At 70.1% G+C, this 19930-nt stretch carries 20 protein-coding genes; 8 read left to right on the forward strand and 12 right to left on the reverse strand.

The features are described from left to right. Positions 1-244 precede the first annotated feature (244 nt). Positions 245-466: a winged helix-turn-helix domain-containing protein gene (locus HNR40_RS38950; protein ID WP_184970587.1), complete on the forward strand. Its 222-nt coding sequence runs from the start codon at positions 245-247 to the stop codon at positions 464-466. Here the strand turns inward: HNR40_RS38950 and HNR40_RS38955 are convergent. From HNR40_RS38955 to HNR40_RS38985, 7 genes are all read right to left on the reverse strand, one after another. Further along, on the reverse strand, positions 463-1620 hold the full coding sequence (locus HNR40_RS38955; protein ID WP_184970589.1) for an rRNA adenine N-6-methyltransferase family protein: 1158 nt from the start codon (positions 1618-1620) through the stop codon (positions 463-465). The genes HNR40_RS38950 and HNR40_RS38955 overlap by 4 nt on opposite strands. Then, positions 1617-2516 (reverse strand): radical SAM/SPASM domain-containing protein, encoded by a 900-nt coding sequence (locus HNR40_RS38960; protein WP_184970591.1) that lies wholly within the window; start codon positions 2514-2516, stop codon positions 1617-1619. The genes HNR40_RS38955 and HNR40_RS38960 overlap by 4 nt, the downstream gene beginning before the upstream one ends. Before the next feature lie 266 nt (positions 2517-2782). After that, complete coding sequence (locus tag HNR40_RS38965; RefSeq protein WP_184970593.1) at positions 2783-3064, reverse strand: hypothetical protein; 282 nt, start codon at positions 3062-3064, stop codon at positions 2783-2785. Beyond that, complete coding sequence (locus HNR40_RS38970) at positions 3061-3474, reverse strand: hypothetical protein (protein WP_184970595.1); 414 nt, start codon at positions 3472-3474, stop codon at positions 3061-3063. Before HNR40_RS38970 ends, HNR40_RS38965 begins: the two co-directional genes overlap by 4 nt. Before the next feature lie 93 nt (positions 3475-3567). Then, on the reverse strand, positions 3568-4743 hold the full coding sequence (locus tag HNR40_RS38975; protein WP_184970597.1) for a helix-turn-helix transcriptional regulator: 1176 nt from the start codon (positions 4741-4743) through the stop codon (positions 3568-3570). 71 nt (positions 4744-4814) lie between these two features. Further along, positions 4815-5447, reverse strand: a complete 633-nt coding sequence (locus tag HNR40_RS38980) for an HAD family hydrolase (protein ID WP_312896684.1) — start codon at positions 5445-5447, stop codon at positions 4815-4817. A gap of 302 nt (positions 5448-5749) precedes the next feature. Beyond that, positions 5750-6988 (reverse strand): helix-turn-helix domain-containing protein, encoded by a 1239-nt coding sequence (locus HNR40_RS38985; RefSeq protein ID WP_184970601.1) that lies wholly within the window; start codon positions 6986-6988, stop codon positions 5750-5752. Between the two features lie 157 nt (positions 6989-7145). Here HNR40_RS38985 and HNR40_RS38990 point away from each other — a divergent pair, with 157 nt between their 5' ends. Together HNR40_RS38990 and HNR40_RS38995 are read left to right on the forward strand one after the other, a co-directional pair. Beyond that, complete coding sequence (locus tag HNR40_RS38990; protein WP_184970603.1) at positions 7146-7490, forward strand: hypothetical protein; 345 nt, start codon at positions 7146-7148, stop codon at positions 7488-7490. Next, complete coding sequence (locus HNR40_RS38995) at positions 7487-8182, forward strand: hypothetical protein (RefSeq protein WP_184970605.1); 696 nt, start codon at positions 7487-7489, stop codon at positions 8180-8182. The genes HNR40_RS38990 and HNR40_RS38995 overlap by 4 nt, the downstream gene beginning before the upstream one ends. A 395-nt stretch (positions 8183-8577) precedes the next feature. On the opposite strand, the gene HNR40_RS39000 is transcribed toward HNR40_RS38995, so the two are convergent. Together HNR40_RS39000 and HNR40_RS39005 are read right to left on the reverse strand one after the other, a co-directional pair. Then, positions 8578-9807: a serine hydrolase domain-containing protein gene (locus tag HNR40_RS39000; RefSeq protein ID WP_184970607.1), complete on the reverse strand. Its 1230-nt coding sequence runs from the start codon at positions 9805-9807 to the stop codon at positions 8578-8580. 143 nt (positions 9808-9950) lie between these two features. Next, a complete protein-coding gene (locus tag HNR40_RS39005; RefSeq protein WP_184970609.1) occupies positions 9951-10376 on the reverse strand; it encodes a hypothetical protein in 426 nt (141 codons plus the stop codon). A gap of 689 nt (positions 10377-11065) precedes the next feature. Between HNR40_RS39005 and HNR40_RS39010 the strand changes: the two genes are divergently transcribed. From HNR40_RS39010 to HNR40_RS39020, 3 genes are read left to right on the forward strand one after another with little or no spacing between them, the layout of a single operon-like run. Beyond that, complete coding sequence (locus HNR40_RS39010; RefSeq protein WP_184970611.1) at positions 11066-13126, forward strand: DUF6421 family protein; 2061 nt, start codon at positions 11066-11068, stop codon at positions 13124-13126. Then, positions 13123-13752, forward strand: a complete 630-nt coding sequence (locus tag HNR40_RS39015; RefSeq protein ID WP_184970613.1) for an SDR family NAD(P)-dependent oxidoreductase — start codon at positions 13123-13125, stop codon at positions 13750-13752. The genes HNR40_RS39010 and HNR40_RS39015 overlap by 4 nt, the downstream gene beginning before the upstream one ends. Next, complete coding sequence (locus HNR40_RS39020; protein ID WP_184970615.1) at positions 13749-14798, forward strand: threonine aldolase family protein; 1050 nt, start codon at positions 13749-13751, stop codon at positions 14796-14798. The genes HNR40_RS39015 and HNR40_RS39020 overlap by 4 nt, the downstream gene beginning before the upstream one ends. A gap of 4 nt (positions 14799-14802) precedes the next feature. Here the strand turns inward: HNR40_RS39020 and HNR40_RS39025 are convergent, their stop codons facing one another. Next, positions 14803-16197 carry a phytoene desaturase family protein gene (locus tag HNR40_RS39025; protein ID WP_184970617.1) on the reverse strand — a complete coding sequence of 465 codons (1395 nt, stop codon included), beginning with the start codon at positions 16195-16197 and terminating at the stop codon, positions 14803-14805. Then, complete coding sequence (locus HNR40_RS55450; RefSeq protein WP_184970619.1) at positions 16194-16802, reverse strand: DUF305 domain-containing protein; 609 nt, start codon at positions 16800-16802, stop codon at positions 16194-16196. The genes HNR40_RS39025 and HNR40_RS55450 overlap by 4 nt, the downstream gene beginning before the upstream one ends. 117 nt (positions 16803-16919) lie before the next feature. Here HNR40_RS55450 and HNR40_RS39035 point away from each other — a divergent pair, with 117 nt between their 5' ends. After that, positions 16920-17621 carry a thioredoxin-like domain-containing protein gene (locus tag HNR40_RS39035; protein WP_184970621.1) on the forward strand — a complete coding sequence of 234 codons (702 nt, stop codon included), beginning with the start codon at positions 16920-16922 and terminating at the stop codon, positions 17619-17621. A 2-nt stretch (positions 17622-17623) separates the two neighbouring features. Here HNR40_RS39035 and ald read toward each other — a convergent pair whose 3' ends face one another. After that, the gene (gene ald, locus HNR40_RS39040) at positions 17624-18739 is read right to left on the reverse strand and encodes an alanine dehydrogenase (RefSeq protein ID WP_184970623.1); all 1116 of its coding nucleotides are present in this window, start codon (positions 18737-18739) and stop codon (positions 17624-17626) included. Positions 18740-18912: 173 nt separating this feature from the next. On the opposite strand from ald, the gene HNR40_RS39045 reads away from it, so the two are divergent. Then, positions 18913-19905, forward strand: coding sequence for a pentapeptide repeat-containing protein (locus HNR40_RS39045; RefSeq protein WP_184970625.1), 993 nt, complete (start codon positions 18913-18915; stop codon positions 19903-19905). The last annotated feature ends 25 nt before the right edge of the window (positions 19906-19930 follow it).

Consider the following 19930-nt stretch of genomic DNA (forward strand, 5'->3'; position numbering starts at 1 on the left):
CTTTCCGGGTTTCCCCACCCGTTATCCCGATCGGTGGCCGGCCAGCTGGACCCCACCCAACCAGGAGATTCTTCATCCCAACCGCTAGTTGACCAACCACCGATGGACCCAACCAGACCGGACCCCTCGCGGTAGTCCCTGACACGATCCGGCAACGCCTCCCCTTCCTGGCACCATCAAGGAAGGCGTCCCAGAGGGATGCGCTGACGACATGCGGGGGCTGATCGGGCGCTCGGTGTCGCGGATGCCAAAGCGTCCTTACCAGCAGGTCGCCGCCGAGCTGCGCGAACGCATCCTCTCGGGCCAGATCCCGCCAGGCCCCCGGAACCCCAGCCTGGTCGAGCTGGAGGCCGAGACCGGTGGCCTCGCCCGCGACACGCTCCGCAAAGCGGTCAAGGTCCTCAAGGACGAGGGCCTCGTAGAGACCGAGCCCGGCATGGGCATCTATGTGGTCGAGCGGGCCTAGGTCAGCCACACGTCCTGTTTCGACGGGGTGACGAGCATCCGGTACGCGGACCTGTCCGGCCGGCCGCCGCGCAGCCACTCCATGAACGCCGTCTCCAGCTGCGTCCAGAGCTGGCGGGCGCCGCTCTGGACGACCTCGGTGTCCTCGCCAGGACGGATGGTCGCGATCGCCCAGCCGTCGTCGCGCAGGTCCCGCAGCCGCATGACCCAGCCGCTTCCGTCGGCCAGCACCTCGCGTCCGGCCGACGTGATGGCGATGTGCGGGGCGGTGGCGGCCAGCCCCAGCCCGAACCCGCGGTTGAGCGCGGCCCAGGCTTCGCGGGGGTCGGTCCGCGTGGTGGTCGTGACGCTGTCGGCGCTGTCGTCCGGGAACGTCGACCACGCGTCGCGCTGAGAGCGGAGCATCATGAACCCGCAGTCGTTGTGGAAGGTGCCGATCGCGGTCCCGTCGTCGAGCACGTCCAGGCGTAGTTGCATGCCCCATTGGCCGGGCATCGGCATCCATGGCAGGACGATCGAGCCGCCGGGCCGGGTCTGCTCGACCCACGCGTAGGGGATGTCGCGCACTCCGCAGGTGACGTGTACGCGGTCGTACGGCGCATGGTCGGGCCAGCCGAACTGGCCGTCGCCGACGATGACCTCGACCACCCCGCCGATCCGCCGGAGGTTCTCCTCGGCGGCGTCGGCCACGGCCTTGTCGACCTCGATCGTGGTCACCTGGTCGTCGCTGAGCCGCCACGAGAGCAGGCCGGCAGTCCAACCGCTGCCGGTGCCGATCTCCAGGACGTTGTGGTGGCGTTCCAGGTCGAGCAGGTGAAGCATCTCGGCGACGACGTGCGGGGACGAGACCGATGAGGTGGGGTAGGCGCTGATGTCGGCCACGTCGGTGGTGCCTTCGCCGCGCTGGGTGATGATGGCGGTGTTGGTGTAGACGGCCTTCCACCAGTTGGTGGGGTCGTGGTCGCGGCTGATCGCGTGGTCTGGAGTGTCGTACTGCGGCTGCGCCCAGGCGTGTTCGGGGACGAACAGGTGCCGGGGTATCTCGTCGAACGCGCGCAGCCAGAGGCGCTGGCGCGCATCGTCGGAGTCGAGTACGCCGGAGGAGATCAGATAGGCGGTCAGGTCCGACGGGCCATACGCGCCGGTCACGGTCATGACGCCACCTTGCGTCGGTCGTCGGGCGGGGGCGGCGGCGGGTCGCCGCCTGGAGGTCTGCAGCCGAGTGCCGGATCGCAGCCGGGACGGCACTTCGGCTCGCACTGGCCGTCTCCGTCGGGCTCGCACGGCGGCATGCGCCGCGCGTGGACGCCCGAGTCGGCGGCAAGACGGTTGGCGCCAGCGTACAACTCGCCCAGGCCGAGGTCGCGGAGATTGCCGGCCTTGAGCCAGCGACCGAGCGGGCACGGGGTGACGGTGCCATCCGGCAGGATCGCGGCGATACCGTCGCCGCACCGGCCGCACAGCTCGGAGGCGTCGCAGGCGGCACGGGCGGGGCGGCCGAGGAGCCGCATCCGGTCGATGCCGACGTCCGTGACGCCGAGCTGCGCGAGCTCGGCCTTGGCCTGGTCGACGCGCTGGCCGTTGACGACGCCCACGATGCCCACGCGGATGGGGATGCCCATGGTGACCGCCTGCGCGATGTTGCGGCGGGTGAGGTGCAGAGTCTTGCGGCCGGTGATCTGCCGGTGCTGGTCGGGGTCGTCGGTGTAGTAACTGGTGGCCAGGCGCACGCCGGGCTGGGCGAACACCTCCCACATCGCGGGGGTGGCGTGGACGAGGTTGGTGTACACCTCGGTCTCAAGCCCGTCGCCGAGCGCGTGCCCGATCAGCGTCGGCAGGTCGCGGTGGAGCGTGGGTTCCCCGCCGATGAACTGCACCATGCGGGCGCCCAGCGTGCGGGCCTGCGTGATGGCCGTGACCCATTCGGCGGCGGTCATGGTGCCGTGGGTTCCGTCCGGCCCGGAGCCGGCGTAGCAGTGGGTGCAGGACAGCTGGCACTTGCCGGTGATCTCAGCCCAGAAGAAGTCCAGGGCGGGTGGTGCCGTGCTCATAAGGTCCTCCTGATGAGACGGGGTGACCCCGCCCGGGTCAGCCTTCACACTGCGGGCCGGGCGGGGCCACGTCAGCCGGGAACCGTGGGGGTAGATCCCGGGCTTGTGGTGGCCCGCGGGCTGGTGGACCCGGCGGGCCGGTCCGGCGATGGCAGCAGCCGGACGCTTGCGTGGGTGGTGGCCCTGCCCCGTCACCCCTCCAGAGCGGGACAGGGCCACCACCCGCCCGGCCGCGGCAGCTTTCGGCGTCTGCCACGGCCGGACTGTCATTGGGAGGCCGCCTGGCGGACGGCCTGGAACCGCATCACCTCGCGCCCGAGGCGGGCTACGAGCTCCGCGGCGGATGGTGCGGTGATTACCACGCTGATGCCTGCCCGCGCGAGGTCCGAGGTGAGGGGCCTGCGCAGCCGGGCGGTCCACTGGCCGTCCTCGACCGTGATGTCCCAGCCGGGGTAGTCCTGTCGCAGGAGGTTCAGCTGCCGGTCGGGTGAGGGCAGCGCGGCGTCGGCAGCCTGGGAAACGGTCTGGCCGCCGCCGCGCTGGGTCATGAAGTGCTCCCTGCGGCCAGGCTGATGATTCCCAGCTCGGCACGAGCTTCGTCCTGTTCCACCACGAGTCGGCGCAGTTCGTCGGCTGAGCCGGCCCCCACGGTCCGGCTCAGGCCGTGGGCGACGGTCTCCTCGACAGGCGCGTCGTTGATCCGGGTGGCATACCAACCGGCCTGAGCACCTTGCTCATCGCGACCACGCCAGAACTTCCAATCAGGAAGGTCCTTGCGGAATCCGTCGAGCTGTTGGCCTGGAGCGTGGCGGTCGCACGCAACCACGTTCCAGGGACGGCCTCGATACGTGATCTGGCCAGCTGCATGCAGAGGCCGCGATACAGAGCCGCAGCGAATGCAGGCTTCGCCGTGGAGACGAACAATGCTTATCTCGGGCGCTCGCGTGACCTTGGACACCGGGGCAATCCGATCTGTCGCCGTTGGACAACCTGATGATCCGGTGTGCATCTGGCGACAGGTGACCCAGTGTGGGTCACCTGGATTGCGTGATCAGACGGCGTGGCACCATTCCGCGAAGCTGCTCAGCGATTCGGCGTCGGCCCGCTTGAGCCGGCGCAGCGTGGCGGCGTCCTCGCGCACCCAGCGATGGTCTCTGGTGTGCTGTGGCGCGATCCTTCTGGCCACCTTGAGCGACTCGAAGGCGTCGTCTGGCAGGCCAGCCCACAGCTGGGCTCGGCCGAGTTCGATGTAGAAGCCGCTGCGCCGTTCAGCTGGTAGATCTGGTGGAGGTACCCATTCGCGAGCGACGTCGAGTGCGCGTTGCACGTGGTCGCTGCCGAGACTCACCGCTACGGAGACCTCGTGGATCCTGACGGAACAGGGACCGAAGGCGGTGCCGGCGTAGATGCCCTCGGCCACCTGGTCGCCGAGGTGTCGAGCCTGGGTGAGGTGGAAGTCCGCAGCGTCGACGTCGCCGGCCCGGCCCGCGATGACCGCGGCCCTCATGTGGAGTGCCCCAAGTGCCGCGATGGACGGCGCCAGCGTCGGTGGGGGTGCGGCATCCATAGCCCGCTGCAGAGCGCGCAGTCCCGACGAATGCGCGTACGCCGCGAAGAACGTCTCGGTTCGTACGTAGGCGACCACGCTGTCGATCAGGCGATCGTCGGTGTGTGGCGCCGCCCAGCGCATCAGGTCGATGAGCCGGGCTGACAGATCGTGGGCGCCATGTTTGTAAGCCACGGCATCGGCGGAACGGCAGGCGGACACGAGCAGTCGCGCGATCTCTGGCTGCTGCTCGCTGGTCGCGGTATGGAAAGCGCGGAAGAGCTCGGTGAGCAGTTCCGGCACGTGGCGCACGATCCGCACATACTGCGCGGCCAGCCTCCATGAAGCAGACTCCGCGACCGAGGCTTGCAACTCTTCGAGTGCGCGGACGGGGCCGTCCTCGGGCACGTCGTAGGCAGCGATGACCGCAGACAGATCAGGCAGCGCGTGCTGGATCCGGGCGCTGGCCTGGGCGCGGTCCGCCAGCAGTATCGACGGGTCGAGCCCAAGGCCGGCCGCGATGGCCTCCAACACACTGTCGCCCGCACCGCGGGCGCCGCGTTCGATCTTTCGGAGAGTGCCTACATGGATGCTCGCGGCGTCAGCGAGCTGCTGTTGGGTCATGCTCGCGACGCCCCGGTGGTACGCGATGCGTCGACCAATCCCGCTGCTGGGGGGCATGGGGAGCTCGATTCCGGAGACGTCTATCTCGGACTGTAGCGAGCCGACTACCAACTTGCCCAGTTAGCGCGCTATTCTGCGGCGATCGTGACGAGTTCGGCGAGGCTGTTGATCCGCCAGTCCGCCGCAGCCGCCGCCGGGTCGTCTGCCCACAGGTGCCCCCATGGGCCGCGACGGATGTGAGCCGTGCGCATCCCGAGGGCGCGTGCGGGGGTGATGTCGTTGGCGGGATGGTCGCCGACGTAAATGGTGGCGGCCGGAGCGGATCCGGTGAGCTCCAATACTCGGGTGAAGAAGGCCGGGTCCGGCTTGGAGACGCCCCATTCACCGGAGGTGGCAATGGCGTCGACGGGCAGGTTCAGGCGCCGGAGTAGGTCGGCGGCGCGAACGGTCTGGTTGCCCGCGACCACGATTCGGTGGCCGGCCTCTCGGAGAGCGGCCAGAGCGGGGCGAACGTCGGGATAGAGGTCGGCTTCGTCAAGGACCTCGCCGAGACCTGCCGCTTCCCGGGCCGCGTACTCGGCGGCGATGTCCACATCGGGATCCAAGAGCCGGATGGCGTCGGCGTTGTCGCGGCCTTGCGCTACGACGGCCCCGACCAGGGCAGACAGAGTGTGTCGAGGGACTTCGAGCCAGTCGGCCCAGGCTGCCCAATAGCGGTCGTCGCGGACGATGGTTTCACCGACGTCGAGGACGATGGTCATCACGTGCATGAGCATAGGTGGCCGCACGACCAGGTGACGCCTGGGAAGGCGGTCGTCTTGGCCGTGTGACGTTTTCCCTCGCCGAGCTCCACGTCATCGCCCCCGATTGCGAGTGACTCTCGCATGCCGTCACGATAACTCCGCATTTGTGCGTGATCACGCCCTTTGTTCCTTACGGGGAGATAAGCCTTCTACGGGCGCGGAGTCCTTCGCTCGGCGGTGCTGCCGTGGCGCTGGCGGCCATGCCCGCGGCGCGGGCATGCGGGGGAGATCCGCGCTCGGTTCGGAGGGCACGGATAGGCTTAGAACCCGGGGCCAATCTGGCGCTGTGCCTCGGCTGGCGTGCCGTACAACTCGTGGTAAACCTCGCGTAGTTCGTCAGCCTCCGGGATACCGTGCTGCTCGACACCCACGATGACCTCCTTGGCCCGCCAATAGTTCGAGGGGACGAGCAGCCGCGTCGTCATCGCCTGCAGCGCGACGTGCCCCGCCTCACCCGGCTCGTCGGTGGCGAGCAGAGCCAGCGCGAGGTCCAGACGCGCGGAGGCGGCGCGGCGCGGTCGCGGCCCGCCGTCCTCCCGAGACTCCAGGCGGTAGAGCACCTGGCGCGCGTACTGCACGGCTGCCGGGTCTCGAAGCCACGACAGGGTCGTGACCGTGTACGCCTCGCTCTTGACTGGGTCGTAGCGGAAGTGGTGCTCTGGCCGGTCCGGCATTGGCATCGGCGAGACGAGCTGCTGAATCCGGGTGAGCGCATCCCGCGTCTCCGGACCCTTGCCCATCCGTGCCCACGCCCGCCCCTCCTGGCCGGTCGCCTGGATGTAAGCGGAGCTGCTGCGCGGCGCCACATCCTGTGCGCCCCGGGAGAGGACCATGGCGTGGTGGTATTCGCCCTCGGTGAGGGCTTGCCACGCCTCGGTCTCCAGGCACCAGGCCCTGATCTCCTGGTGCTCAGCGTGGCAGGCCAACTGGGCGGCGGTCCGGAGCCGTGCGGCGGCGGCGGGATATTGGCGCAGGTCGATGTGGCAGGTCGCGCCGAGTAGAGACAGCCAGCCTCCAGTCACAAGCAGCCGCCGGTGCTCGGTGAGGGTCTTCTTGCCATCAAGGAGGCGGCCGACGTACTCCAGGTGTCGCCTCACACGTCCCAGGAGCTGGGCGGGTGGTGTGCGCGGGTAGGCGGATGCCAGGTCGTCCACCGCGAGTTCCAGCCGTTCCAGGGTCTCCCTACCGACGTCGCTGGCTGCCGCCCGGCGGGCGAGTTCTATCGCGTCGATCTCGTCGCCGAGGTCGGCATCGTCAGCCGGATCGCCGAAGAATGCATGCTCGCTAAGGCCATACACGCGGCAGTACAGCTCGGCGTACTCGTCGTCGGGCCGGTGCTTGCCGCTCTCGTGGTCGCGGATACGGCGCACCACGCTTTCCGGTTCGGGAAAGGGCCTGTTCGCTGCTGTGGCCAGTTGAACGGCGAGGTCTCGCTGAGACCATCCGCGCCTCGTCCGTTCGGCGCGTAGCCGACGTGACCAGGCGGGAACTTCGCTCATCGCGGGTACCTCCGGAGGGCGGGGCGGACACGGCGGATATCCGGGCTCCGCCTCCAGTGTCCTCTTCGCAGTCGTATCACAGGCGGCTGAGATGGGTCTCGTGGATGAACCCGCAGGCAGTGCCCCAGACACGATCGTCGCGACGTGCCGCGAAGCCATGGAGTACACCTTTGCCGAGCAGTTCGAGCACTGGCGGCGACTGCTGGGCTCCTCGCTCCGGGAGCGGGATGTCGAGTTCCGACTCGCTGAGATCGCGTGGGTCTCAGCCATGCACCAGACCACCTACAGCCACTCCATGGCCTCCGCCACCGGGGCGCTGCTTCAGCAGGCCCCGATCACTGCCGTGGTGGATGCGCTGGGCGTGGTCGACGCCGAGGGGTTGGCAAAGTTGTGGCGGCCGTGGGCGGCCGGGCAGAGCGTCCTGCTCGTCCAGGGCTACGGTGTGGTGGCGCCGCAGGACTGCGCGCGGGTCGGTCGGCTGCTGGCCGCGGAGCAGTTGTGAAGACGCGTACCCGGCGGGGTCTGCGCATCCCCGATCAGACCCTCTGGACGGGAGAGCGCCGCGCTCTGCCCTTGGCGTTCCGGTGGGACCCGGCGGTGGACGACATCCGGTTGTCCTACGTTGACCCTGCGGACGACGACTTCGAGCAGGGCGTCCTGTGGGTCCGCCACGGCCAGGACCGGGCTGGCCTGTACAGGTGGAAGGCGGTCAACACCCCGCGCACGCGGGTGATGCTGCGGGATCACTTGTGCATGGTGGACTCCGCGTCATGCGTCCGCGACGACGGCCGGATCTCGTGGCTGTTCGTCGACGACCCCGCCACAGCGCCGGACGGAACGCCCATCACGAACCTGCCGCCCACGTGCCCAGCGTGTATCCCCGAGTCGTTGAAGACGTGCCCTCGGCTGGTCGAGCGGTTCCGCATCGTCTCCGTGGCCGCGACCGAGCCGTACGCCGTGACGGCAGACCTGTACATGCCGAGCGAGTTCGATGAGACGCCGGTCAAGTTCGCGCACGAGGTGAATATCCCGTACGGCCAGGGTCACGACCGGCTGTTGCGCGTGGCCCTGGGGAAGCAGCCGTGGGTGCGGCTGATCGACATGCGCGACGAGCCCGCCGTGGTGATTGCCTCGGCCAGCTGTTCTTTGGTGAGGCCCCTTTGGCTGCGAAGTCTGCGCGATTCGCAGCCATAGAGCTGGGGTGGGGTACCTCCGGCATCAGAGTCGTGAGTGGCCATCGTGAAGCTCCGCGGGACTACGCGTAGGCCCATGGATGCCGGGGCCGTCGGCCAACCGGTCACGCTTACGCGAGGGGTCCGGTCTGGTTGGGTCCATCGGTGGTTGGTCAACTAGCGGTTGGGATGAAGAATCTCCTGGTTGGGTGGGGTCCAGCTGGCCGGCCACCGATCGGGATAACGGGTGGGGAAACCCGGAAAGGCGCGCGAGCGTAGCGAGCTCCATGCTCTTGAGCCACGGAACCCGGCCAGCGCTCGGGGGACCGGGGGCCGGGAGGCCCCCCGGCGAGGGGGCGCGGGGGAGCTGGGCTCCCCCGTGAGAGGAGCCCGAGCGCGTCAGCGCGAGGACCATGGTTAGTCGATGGCCTGGTAGAGGGTGGTCCAGAAATCGGTCATCAGGCGGGCCGGGGCCGGGACGGTGTAGCCGACCTGGGTGAGGAGGATGCCGGTGAGCTGGTTCTCGGGGTCGGCGTAGGTGGAGGTGCCGCTGCCGCCGTCCCAGCCGAACTGGCCGATGGGGGCGTAGTCGTTGCGCTGGGTGCGGACCGCCATGCCGTAGCCCCAGCCGCCCTGCTGGCCCTGGCCGAAGGAGATGTGGACGTTCTCGGTGGCCATGGCGTGCCTGGCCGCCTGCTGCTCGGGTGCGAGGGTGTTGGTGGTCATCAGTTGTACGGCGGGGCGGGACAGGATGCGCTCACCCTGGTGCGTGCCGCCGTTGAGCAGCATGCGGAAGTAGGCGTGGTAGTCGTCGGCGGTGGAGACCAGGCCGCCACCGCCGCCCTGGAACGCCGGCGGGGCGCTCCAGCGTCCGCCCTTGGCCTCGTCCCAGACCTGGAACTCGCCGGTCTGCGGGTCGGGGGCGTACAGGGTGGGCAGGCGGTCGATCTTGTCGGCGGGGACGTGGAAGGCGGTGTCCTTCATGCCCAGCGGCTCGAAAACGCGCTCGCGCAGGAAGTCCTCGAACGGCCGGCCGGTGACGCGCGAGACGAGCACGCCGGCCAGGTCGCTGCTGATCTGGTACTGCCAGCGCTCGCCGGGCTGGTGCATCAGCGGAAGTTCGCCCAGGCGGCGCATCCACTCGTCCTGCTCGGGCACCGGCGTCGGCAGGTTGGGCGTGAGGCCCCGCTCGAAGATCGCGCCCATGATCGGGGTGCCCAGCACGGTCATGTCCATGCCGAGCCCGAAGGTGGAGGCGAGCACGTCGCGGACGGTGATCGGCCGACGGGCCGGCACGGTGTCGTCGAGCTGGCTGTCGATGCTCCTGAGCACCTGCCGGTCGGCCAGCTCCGGCAGCCACTCCTGGACCAGGTCGTCCAGCCGCAGCCTGCACTCGTCCAGCAGCACCATCGCCGCCGCGATCGTGACCGGCTTGGAGGTGGAGGCCATCCGGAAGATCGTGTCCCGGCTCATCGGCGCGCCGCCGTCGTGCCGCATCGTCCCGATGGTCTCGACGTGCGTCTCGTCACCGCGGCTGACCAGGGCGACCAGCCCGGGGATCTGCCCGGACTCGACGTGCCGCCCCAGCACCTCACGCACCCGGCGCAGGCCCGACTCGGAGAAGCCGCTCTTGCCGTGTTCCATCATGATCTCCTCGTTTTCAGTGTTCGATGCGCCAGGCGCCGGGCCCTGAGGCCGCGATCGCCGCGCTGTTCATGAGGTAGACGATCGCCGACCGCCTTGACGCCGGACCGTCGTCGTGCTGACACGGCCGCTGACACGCCGCCGCTTCAGCAGCCGAGCCGGTCGGCGATCACGTCCAGCACCTGCCGCAGATCGCGTGACATGCGGGTACGCAGGCCGATCTCGGCGATCCCGCCGGCGAATCCCGGATGGCCGGGCAGGACCTGGTACACGCGACGGGTCACCCGGGCCCCTTCGGGGCAGGCGGTGACGGCGTGCACCCCGGCGTACCAGCTCCGCACCGCCAGCCTGGACCGGGCCGGGTCCACCTCGATCTCCACCGGCTCCACCGGTCCGGCGAACTCGGCGCGATAGGCGCCGGTGCCGGAGCCGGCCACCACGCTCATCGCTCCCTGCCGTGCCGCCGAGGCCCTGGCCAGCACCAGCAGGTTGTCATCGCCCACCCGCCCCGCGGTGACGGCGAGCAGGAGCTCGGCCACCGCCGCCACGGGCGCGGCGAGCGTCCCGTCCACTTCCCACCTGGCAGCGCGTCCAGCTCGGCGAGCAGGGAAGGTGTCGTGTGCATGGCCCAGAGCCTTGATCCGGCGGGCGGTCCGGGACAAGCCGCGTCAGGCCTCGCGGGACACGAGACATCCCGGCGACACCCTGCCGACCTGCGCCGTCACCCCGCCGCACGGCCGTCGCGCAGGTGTCCCGGGACGGGACACCCGTGCAACACGGCCGTACCGGCTATCTGAGCATGGGCCCGCAGCAGGTGGAGGGGATCGCGCGGGCGTCCAGGGACTGGGTGCCGGACGAGAGGCCCAGCTCGACGGCGAGCTCCAGAGCCCGCCCGAGGTGCCGCTCCGCCGCGCCGTGGTCGCGCAGGCTCCGGCCGGCCGGTCAGGTCACGCAGCTGCCGTAGCCGCCCCGCCAGCTCCTCGCTCACTCTCTATCAGCCTTCCTCAGCGTCATACCGCCCAAACGGCCACTAAGCATGCCATGAAGGTGCGAAGCGGATCACGACCTCCATGGCTTCGGGGTCGTAGAAAGCGCGTATGTCCGGAGATGCCGCCACCATCGGCATGCCGCGGGCGCGGGAGGGCCGCCGCCAGCATCGACGCCTTCGGTGCCCACCCTCGGATCATGAAGGGACTAGCGTTGCACCCCCACCCTTCGTGTATATTTTCCGTCAATAGGTGACTTTGGCAGGAGATATTTCATGAAGTCATTCCCCAAGGTGCTCTTCGACGAGGCCCACAGCGAGTCGTGGACCATCCGGCGCGACGTCGCCGAGGCGATGAACCCGGGCCACCCCGACGACAACAGCTACGCGCGCGCCGCCGCGCAACTGCGACACCTTGGGCATACCGTCACCGCCCACACCACCGGCGCCCTCGACCAGGGAACGCTCCAGGACAAGGACGTCCTGGTCATCGCGCACCCGTCGGGCGAGCGCTGGGAGCGCACCACCGGCCACGGCAGCCCGGTCTTCTCCGCCGCCGAGCTGGACGCCATCACCGCCTACGTCGAGGACGGCGGCGGACTGGTCGTGCTGGCCGAGGAGGAGCAGGACAAGTACGGCAACAACCTCAACGACCTGCTCGCCCGCTTCGGCGTGACCGTCGAGCACACCACGGTCCGCGACCCAGGCAACGCCCACCGGGACGTCGCCACCTGGGTCCTGGCCGCGAAGAACACCTCCGACGGCCTGCTCGCCGGCGTCAGGGAGGCCTGCTTCTACCGGTCGGGCGTCCTGTCCGCCGACGGGGCCACCGTCCTGTTCGCGTCCTCGCCGTCCGCCACCCCGGCCGCCGCCCCGCTGGCCGTGGCGCGCGCGTACGGCAAGGGCCGCGTGGTCGTCTTCGCCGACTCCGACCTGTTCGGCGACGACTCCATCGAGGACTACGACCACCGCCGCCTCTGGGGCAACGTGGTCACCTGGGCCGCGCGCGTACCGGGTGACGACCGGGCGGCGACGGGCACGGACGAGGCCAAGGCCGCCGGGTTCGCCGCGCTCAAGGCCACGGTCGAGGAGCTGCGCCCGCTGCAGGTCAAGGACGGCTCGGTGCCGGAGGAGAAGGAGCGGGCCAAGGAACTCGTCGACTCGATCGCCCGCCAGGTGGGCGGGATGTCGGCGCACTTCCCGCATGACGCCGCCTACCTCCAGGCGGTTCAGGCCGACCTGCGCCAGTGGTCGGAGCAGGACCTCGGCGTCCCCGACTTCCTCGGGTCGCTGGAGCTCTTCCACCCCGACACCCAGCGCGTGGACGGGCTGGAGCACCTGGTGGTGTTCCCGATGTACACGCAGAACGGCAACCCCAACCGCAACGTCGAGGCCGTCTGGATCCGCACGATCTGGCCCGACTGGCTGGCCGGGCTGGAGGCCGGAGGCTACGACAACCCGATGTTCGTGCCGATCGCCTTCGAGGACTTCACCTCGGGCTACGACACCCACTCGGCCGTGCTGTTCCCCGAGACCGTCGCGGTACGGCAGGCGCCCCAGCGCTTCACCTGGGGCGGCATCTTCGCCGACCGCGAGGCGGCCAGGTTCCGCGCGGTCTCCGGCGCCGCCGCCGCCACGCTCAAGCTGGACCTGCCCCCGGACGCCGCCCGCCTGCTGGCTTCCCAGCAGCTCGCCCAGGACACGTTCGTCATGTGGGACCTGATCCACGACCGTACCCACAGCCACGGTGACCTGCCGTTCGACCCGTTCATGATCAAGCAGCGGATGCCGTACTGGCTCTACTCGCTGGAGGAGCTGCGCTGCGACCTGACCGCGTTCGGCGAGGCGGTGAAGCTGGAGAAGGACGGGGTGCCGCACGCCCGCTACGTGCAGCACGCGATCCTGTTCGACCGGCTGTTCCGCTTCCCGATCACCGGTGCCCGGGTGCGCAACTACGACGGGCTCGGCGGCCAGCTGCTCTTCGCGTACCTGCACCGCAACGACGTCGTGCGCTGGACCGACAACCGGCTCACGATCGACTGGGAGCGGGTCGCCGACGGCGTCGCCGACCTGCGCGGCGAGGTGGAGAAGCTCTACCGCGACAGCATCGACCGGTCCAAGATCGCGCACTGGCTGGCCGCGTACGACCTGGTCAGCGCCTACGTGGAGCCGAACCCCGCCTCGACCTGGTCCAAGGGCATCCAGGCGCTGCCGGAGGAGCAGAAGGCCAAGGTGGACGCGGTGCTGTCGGACGAGTTCCCCCTGAGCATGTTCTACGAGGCGCTGCGCCGTAAGCTCGCAGACGTCGTCGAGAGCACCAAGGGGATCCGCGCATGATCATCCTCATCACCGGCGCCGCCGGGCCCACCGGCCGGGCGGTCGCCGAGCACTTCGAGAAGCAGGGCCACACCGTCGTCGGCGTGGACAAGGACGACGTCGACCTGCTGGACCGCGCCGCCGTACAGGCGCTGGCCGAGCGCGTCGACGCCGAGCACGGCCGCGTCGACGGGGTGGTGCACCTCGTGGGCGGCTGGCGCGGCGGCAAGACGTTCGCCGACACCGACCTGGACGACTGGAACCTGCTGCACGACCTGCTCGTGCGCACCCTCCAGCACGTCACGCTGGCCTTCGAGCCGCTGCTGCGCAAGAGCGGCAACGGCCGGTTCGCGATCGTCTCGGCCAAGGCCGCCGAGACGCCCACCGCGGGCGGCGCCTGCTACGCCGCGGCCAAGGCCGCGTCGGAGGCGTGGACCAGGTCGCTGGCCGACGCGCTCAGGGACACCGGCTCGGCCGCCGTTATCCTGGTGGTGAAGGCGCTGGTCAACGACGCCATGCGAGCCGCCAAACCGGAGGCCCGGTTCGAGGGGTTCACCGACGTGCGTACTCTCGCCGAGGCCATCGGCGGCCTCTACGAGCGCCCGGCCGCGCAGATCAACGGCACCCGATTGGACCTCACCGCGTGATTTCCCGGCACGACCCAGAACTGAAGGCGTTCGCGAGCGACAACTACGCGGGCGTCCACCCGGAGATCCTGGAGGCCATCGCCCGCGCCAACGGCGGCCACCAGATCTCCTACGGCGAAGACGTCTACACCGAGGCGCTCCAGGGCGTCTTCCGTCGGCACTTCGGCGAGCGGGCCCAGGTCTACCCGGTCTTCAACGGCACCGCCGCCAACGTGGTCTCGCTGCGCGCCATGCTCGACACGTGGCAGGCGGTCGTCTGCGCCGACACCGCCCACATCCACACCGACGAGGGCGGCGCGCCGGAGGTGGCGGGCGGCATCAAGCTGTTCACCGTCCCCACCCCGGACGGCAAGCTCACCCCGGAGCTGATCGACACGCAGGCGTGGGGCTTCGGCGACGTGCACCGCGCCCAGCCCGGCGTCGTGTCGATCTCCAACACCACCGAGCTCGGCACCGTCTACACCCCCGCCGAGATCACCGCGATCTGCGAGCACGCCCACGGGCTCGGCCTGAAGGTCCACCTGGACGGCTCCCGCCTCACCAACGCCGCCGCCGCGCTGGACGTGCCCCTGCGCGCGCTGACCACCGACGCGGGCGTGGACGTGCTCTCCTTCGGCGGCACGAAGATCGGGCTGCTGTACGGCGAGGCCGTCGTGGTGCTCAACCCCGACGCGGCCCGCGGCGTCGACTACATCCGCAAGACCTACATGCAGCTGTCGTCCAAGATGCGGTTCGTCTCGGCCCAGTTCGAGGCGCTGCTCGGCGGCGACCTGTGGTCGCGCAACGCCAAGCGGGCCAACGCCATGGGCCGCCGCCTGGCCGAGGCCGTGCGCGACATCCCCGGCGTCGAGGTGCCCAGGCCGGTGGAGGCCAACGCGGTCTTCGCCATCCTGCCGCCGGAGGTGACGGAGCGGCTGCAGAAGCGCTTCCGCTTCTACACCTGGAACTCGGCGATCGGTGAGGTGCGCTGGATGTGCTCCTTCGACACCACCGAGGCCGACGTGGACGCCTTCGCCGCCGCGGTGCGCGAGGAGATGTCGGCCTGAGCCGTCAGGGGTGCTCGCGCAGCGCCAGGCGGGCGGCGTGGTAGCCGCCCATGCCGTGCGCCCCGCCGCCGGGCGGGGTGGAGGCGGAGCACAGGTAGACGCCGGGCAGCGGCGTGCGCCACGGCGCCGGTGACCACACCGGTCTTTTCACGAACTGGCCGAGTGAGCCGGTGCCGCCGTTGATGTCGCCGCCGACCAGGTTCGGGTCGAACCGTTCCAGGTCGGCGGTGTTCATCGTGTGCCGGGCCAGGACCCGCTCGCGGAAGCCGGGCGCGAACCGCTCGATCTGCGCCTCGATCGCCGCGCTCATGTCGGCCGGCGAGCCGCGCGGCACATGGCAGTAGGCCCACAGCGTGTGCCCGCCCCGCGTGGGATCGGCCGCGTACGGCTGCACCAGCAGCACGTACGGCCGCGGCGAGTGGCGTCCTGCCGACACCTCGGCCTCGCTCAGCGCGATCTCCTCCAGCGTGCCGCCCAGGTGGACGGTGCCCGCCCGCGCCACCTCCGGATCACTCCAGGGCACCGGACCGTCGAGCGCCCAGTCCATCTTGAACACGCCCGGCCCGTACCGGAAGCGCCGCAGCCGGTCGCGGTAGCCGGTGGGCAGCTCGGCCATCCGCAGGAACTGCCGGGGCGTCACGTCGAGCATCACGATCGGGGCGTCCAGCTCGCGCAGGTCGCGCACCCGGTGGCCGCTCACGGTGATGCCCCCGAGCCGCCTCAGCCGCTCCACCAGCGCGTCGGCCAGCACCTGCGAACCGCCTCTGACCAGCGGCCAGCCCACCATGTGCGCGCTGGCGGCGAGCAGCATGCCGTACCCGCCCGTGATCGGCGCGCGCAGGTCCAGCACCGAGTGCGCGGCCATGCCCGCCAGCAGCGCCCGCCCCTCGACGGTGCGGAACAGCGCGCGCCCGAGCACGGTCGCGGGCAGCGCCCCGAGCAGCCCGAACCGCGCCGCCGCCACCGGAGCCCTGGGCGGCGAGAGCGGCGACAGCAGCGTCTCGACGAGCGGCAGGCCCGCGCGGGCCGCCGCCCCGATCGACGCGCGCCACGCCGCCGCGTCCCGCCCCAGCCCTTCCGCGGTACGGCCGGCGTCACGATGCACCAGCGCGGCGGGCCGGTCGTCCAGCGGATGCGCCACGGCGACATCGGGCTGCGCGAACGGCACGATCGTGGTCAGCCCGAGCGCCCGGAAGGCGGGCGAGACCAGCGCCATGGCCAGCACCGTCGCGCCCACGTCGTGGACAAGGCCGGGCAGCGTCAGCTCCGCCGAGCGCAGCGCGCCCCCGAACCCGTCGGCCGCCTCCAGCAGCAGCACCCGGCGTCCGGCGGCGGCGAGGGTGATCGCGGCCACGAGCCCGTTGGGGCCGGAGCCGACCACCGCCGCGTCGTAGGTCACAAGATGGACGGCAGCGGCTGCGCCCCGCGATGCCTGAGCATCTCGGTCATCAGCTTGATCTCGCCGTTCTGGCCGTCGATGATCTTCTGCGCCATGTCGGTCACCTCGTCGCGCTGCGAGAGCGGCAGCAGCCCCCTGGCCATCTGCACCCCGCCCTCGTGGTGGCGGATCATCAGCTGCAGGAACTGCACCTCGGCCTCTTTGCCCTGCAGCCCCTTGAGCTTGTCCAGCTCCTCGCGCGAGGCCATGCCGGGCATCACGCCCGCCTTCACCGGCTGCCCGCCGTGCCCGTGCCCGCTCATCCACGCCATCGGCCGCAGGTCGGTCGTCTGGCTGAGATCCCACTGCTGCAGCCAGCCGAGGAACATGCCGCGCTGGTTCGCCTGGGTGTTGATGATGTCGAAGGCGAGGTTCCGCACCTCGGGGGCGGGGCCCTTGTCCCTGATCGTGAACGACATCTCCACCGCCTGCGCGTGGTGGGTGGCCATGTCACGGGCGAACCCGGCCTCCGGCGAGGTCTCGGAAGGCGTGCCTCCCCTGCCGAAGAGCAGGAATGCGGCAATGGCCGCGAGAGCGACCGCGGCGACGGCGATGAGCTTGTTCATGTCGCTTCCAGCGTACCCAGGGCTGGCGTGAGCTCGTCGTTAAGCTTCTTATTCTCCATATACGCCCGGAGGGCATAGGGTGACCCGCAGTTGGCATGCCGATGGAGGAAAATCGCGATGACGAAGGAGAAAGCGCAGGCGCGGCGCGAGCATCTGGAGAAGATGCGGGCCACGCAGAGGCGTAAGGAGCGCCGCACCGCGTTCCTCATGTGGGGAGCGGGTGGCGCGGTCATCGTGCTGCTCGTCGGCGTGGTCGGCTTCTACCTGATCAACCAGTCCAGGGCCAGCTCCCTCGACGCCGTCACCAGCGTCAAGTACGAGGCCGGGCAGCACGTGTGGAAGACGGTCTCCTACAAGGAGAACCCGCCCGTGGGCGGTGAGCACAACAACTACTGGCAGAAGTGCGACATCTACGACAAGCCCATCCACCCCGAGCACGCGGTGCACTCGCTGGAGCACGGGGCGGTCTGGATCACCTACCGGCCCGATCTGCCCAAGGCCGAGGTCGACGCGCTGAAGAAGGTCGCCAGTGAGACGGGCAACATCGAGTACATGCTCGTCAGCCCGTTCGCGAACCTGCCCGCTCCGATCGTGGCCTCCTCCTGGGGACACCAGCTGAAGCTGGACAAGGCCACCGACGAGAAGCTGCCCGCGTTCATCAAGAAGTACCAGAACGGCAAGGACACCCCCGAGCCGGGCGCGACCTGCGGCGGAGCCGACGCGATCACCACGACCGCCGACCAGCAGCCGCTGCCGCCCGAGCCGCAGCAGCAGCCGACCGGCAGCCCCGCCCCGACGCCGTCGTCGTCCAACCAGTAGGGCTAGCCGAGCACGTCCTCGATGGGCACCCACTCCAGCCCGTGCGCCTCGGCCACGGGCCGGCTGGTGAGGTGCCCTTCGTGTGTGCTGAGGCCGTGGGCCAGCGCGGGGTCCTCGCGCAGGGCCCGCGCCCAGCCCAGGTCGGCGATCGCCAGCGCGTAGGGGAGTGTCACGTTCGTCAGCGCGTACGTGGAGGTGTGCGGCACCGCGCCGGGCATGTTGGCCACGCAGTAGAAGATCGAGTCGTGCACCCGGTAGGTGGGCTCGGCGTGGGTGGTCGGGCGCGAGTCCTCGAAGCAGCCGCCCTGGTCGATGGAGATGTCCACCAGCACCGAGCCGGGTTTCATCCTGCGTACGAGGTCGTTGGAGACCAGCTTCGGCGCCCTCGCCCCCGGCACCAGGACCGCCCCGATGACCAGGTCGGCCTCCAGCACCGCGAGCTCGACCTCCAGCGTGTTCGAGGCGACCGTCTGGCAGTGGCCCTGGTAGATGGCGTCGGCCTGGCGCAGCTTGTCGATGTTGCGGTCCAGCAGCAGCACCTCGGCCTGCATGCCGAGCGCGATGGCGGCGGCGTTCATCCCGGAGACGCCGGCGCCGATCACCACGACGTTCGCCGCCCGCACGCCGGGCACGCCGCCCATGAGCACGCCCCTTCCACCCTTGGAACGCATCAGGTGGTAGGCGCCGACCTGGGGCGCGAGCCGTCCGGCCACCTCGGACATCGGGGCCAGCAGTGGCAGCGCGCCGTTCGCCGTCTGCACGGTCTCGTAGGCGACGCCGGTCACCCCCGACTCCAGCATCGCGCGGGTGCACGCCTCGGATGCCGCCAGGTGCAGGTACGTGAACAGCACCTGCCCTTTGCGCATCCGGTGATACTCCTCGGCCACCGGCTCCTTGACCTTCAGGACCAGATCGGCCTCGGTCCAGACGGCGTCCGCGCCGTCCAGGATGAGCGCGCCGGCGTTGGCGAAGTCGGCGTCGGGGATCGCCGAGCCCGTGCCCGCGTCCCGCTCGACGAGGACCTGGTGGCCGTGCCGTACGAGCTCGTGGACGCCCGCGGGGGTGAGAGCCACGCGGAACTCGTTGTTCTTGATCTCGCGGGGTACTCCGACCTTCATGAGACCACTCTCGACTCGCCAGTCAAACAGAACTATCGACAATCTGTAATTGTTCTTCCATTCTTCCTCACACCATGGTGGAAAGTGGAGAAATTCCGGCTGATTACCCCGGTCCGGCTTGTCCTCGATAAGCTCACCGGCAGCCCGCGAACGCCAGGATGGGGTCGTCGTCCATGTCGATGGAGAATCCACCGGTCTCCGACACGCCGCGGCCTGAGCAGCCGCAGGCCAGCAAGCTCACCACGATCGTCCTGATCGTCTCGCTCGTCCTGGTGATCGTGATCGCCGGTGTGCTGGGGGCGGTGGCCGTCCTCATGACCAGGAGCCCCGACGCCCCGCTGCTGGGCGCGGTGCCGCCGATGCAGCTCGCCACCCCCATTCACTTCGCGCCCGTGCGCGAGTCCAAGGAAGCGCCGTGCCCCGGTGAGGAAGCGGTCCTGGACGAGCTGAAGACCACCTGCTACCTGATCGGCAAGGGCGTCACGGTCAACGCCGTGCAGCAGATCGAGACCGTGGCCGAGGACGACGGCACGTACTCGGTCCGCATCGCCATGGCGCCCGCCTTCAAGGCGCGGGTGGCCACGATCATCCAGGAGCTCGCCGGCGACCAGCGGCCGCTGGCCGTGGTGCTGACGCCGGCGAACGTCGTCGTGGCCGCGCCGTCCGTCCTGCAGGCGATGGACGGCGACAGCGTGAGCATCGGCCCGCTGCCGAAGGCCGAGGCGGAGGCCCTCGCCGTCCGCCTGGGCGCGGGCGGCACGGGCGTCCCCGGCACCGGAGCCCCGACCGGCACCGGATCCCCGAACACGGGGCTGCCGGACACCGGCGCGCCCAACACGGGGTCGCCGGACACCGGCGCGCCCAACACGGGGTCGCCGAACACCGGGGCCCCCAACACTGGATTGCCGAACACCGGGTTGCCCAACACCGGGTTGCCGAACACCGGCACCGGCAACCCGACCGCGACCGCGCCGGCCGCCAACACCCCGGTCGGCGCCAACCCGACCGGCGGCTCGCTGCTGCCCGCCAAGGACAAGCGCTACCCGTCCTGCAAGGAGGCGGTGGCCGCGGGTCTCGGCCCCTACACCAAGGGCCGGCACACCGAATACACCTGGTACGTGGACAAGGACAACAACGGCACGGCCTGCAACTCAGCCGATCTCTGAGCCGCGCCCGGATTGTCGGGGGCGG

The sequence above is a fragment of the Nonomuraea endophytica genome (assembly GCF_014203235.1).
Classification (GTDB): Bacteria; Actinomycetota; Actinomycetes; order Streptosporangiales; family Streptosporangiaceae; genus Nonomuraea; species Nonomuraea endophytica.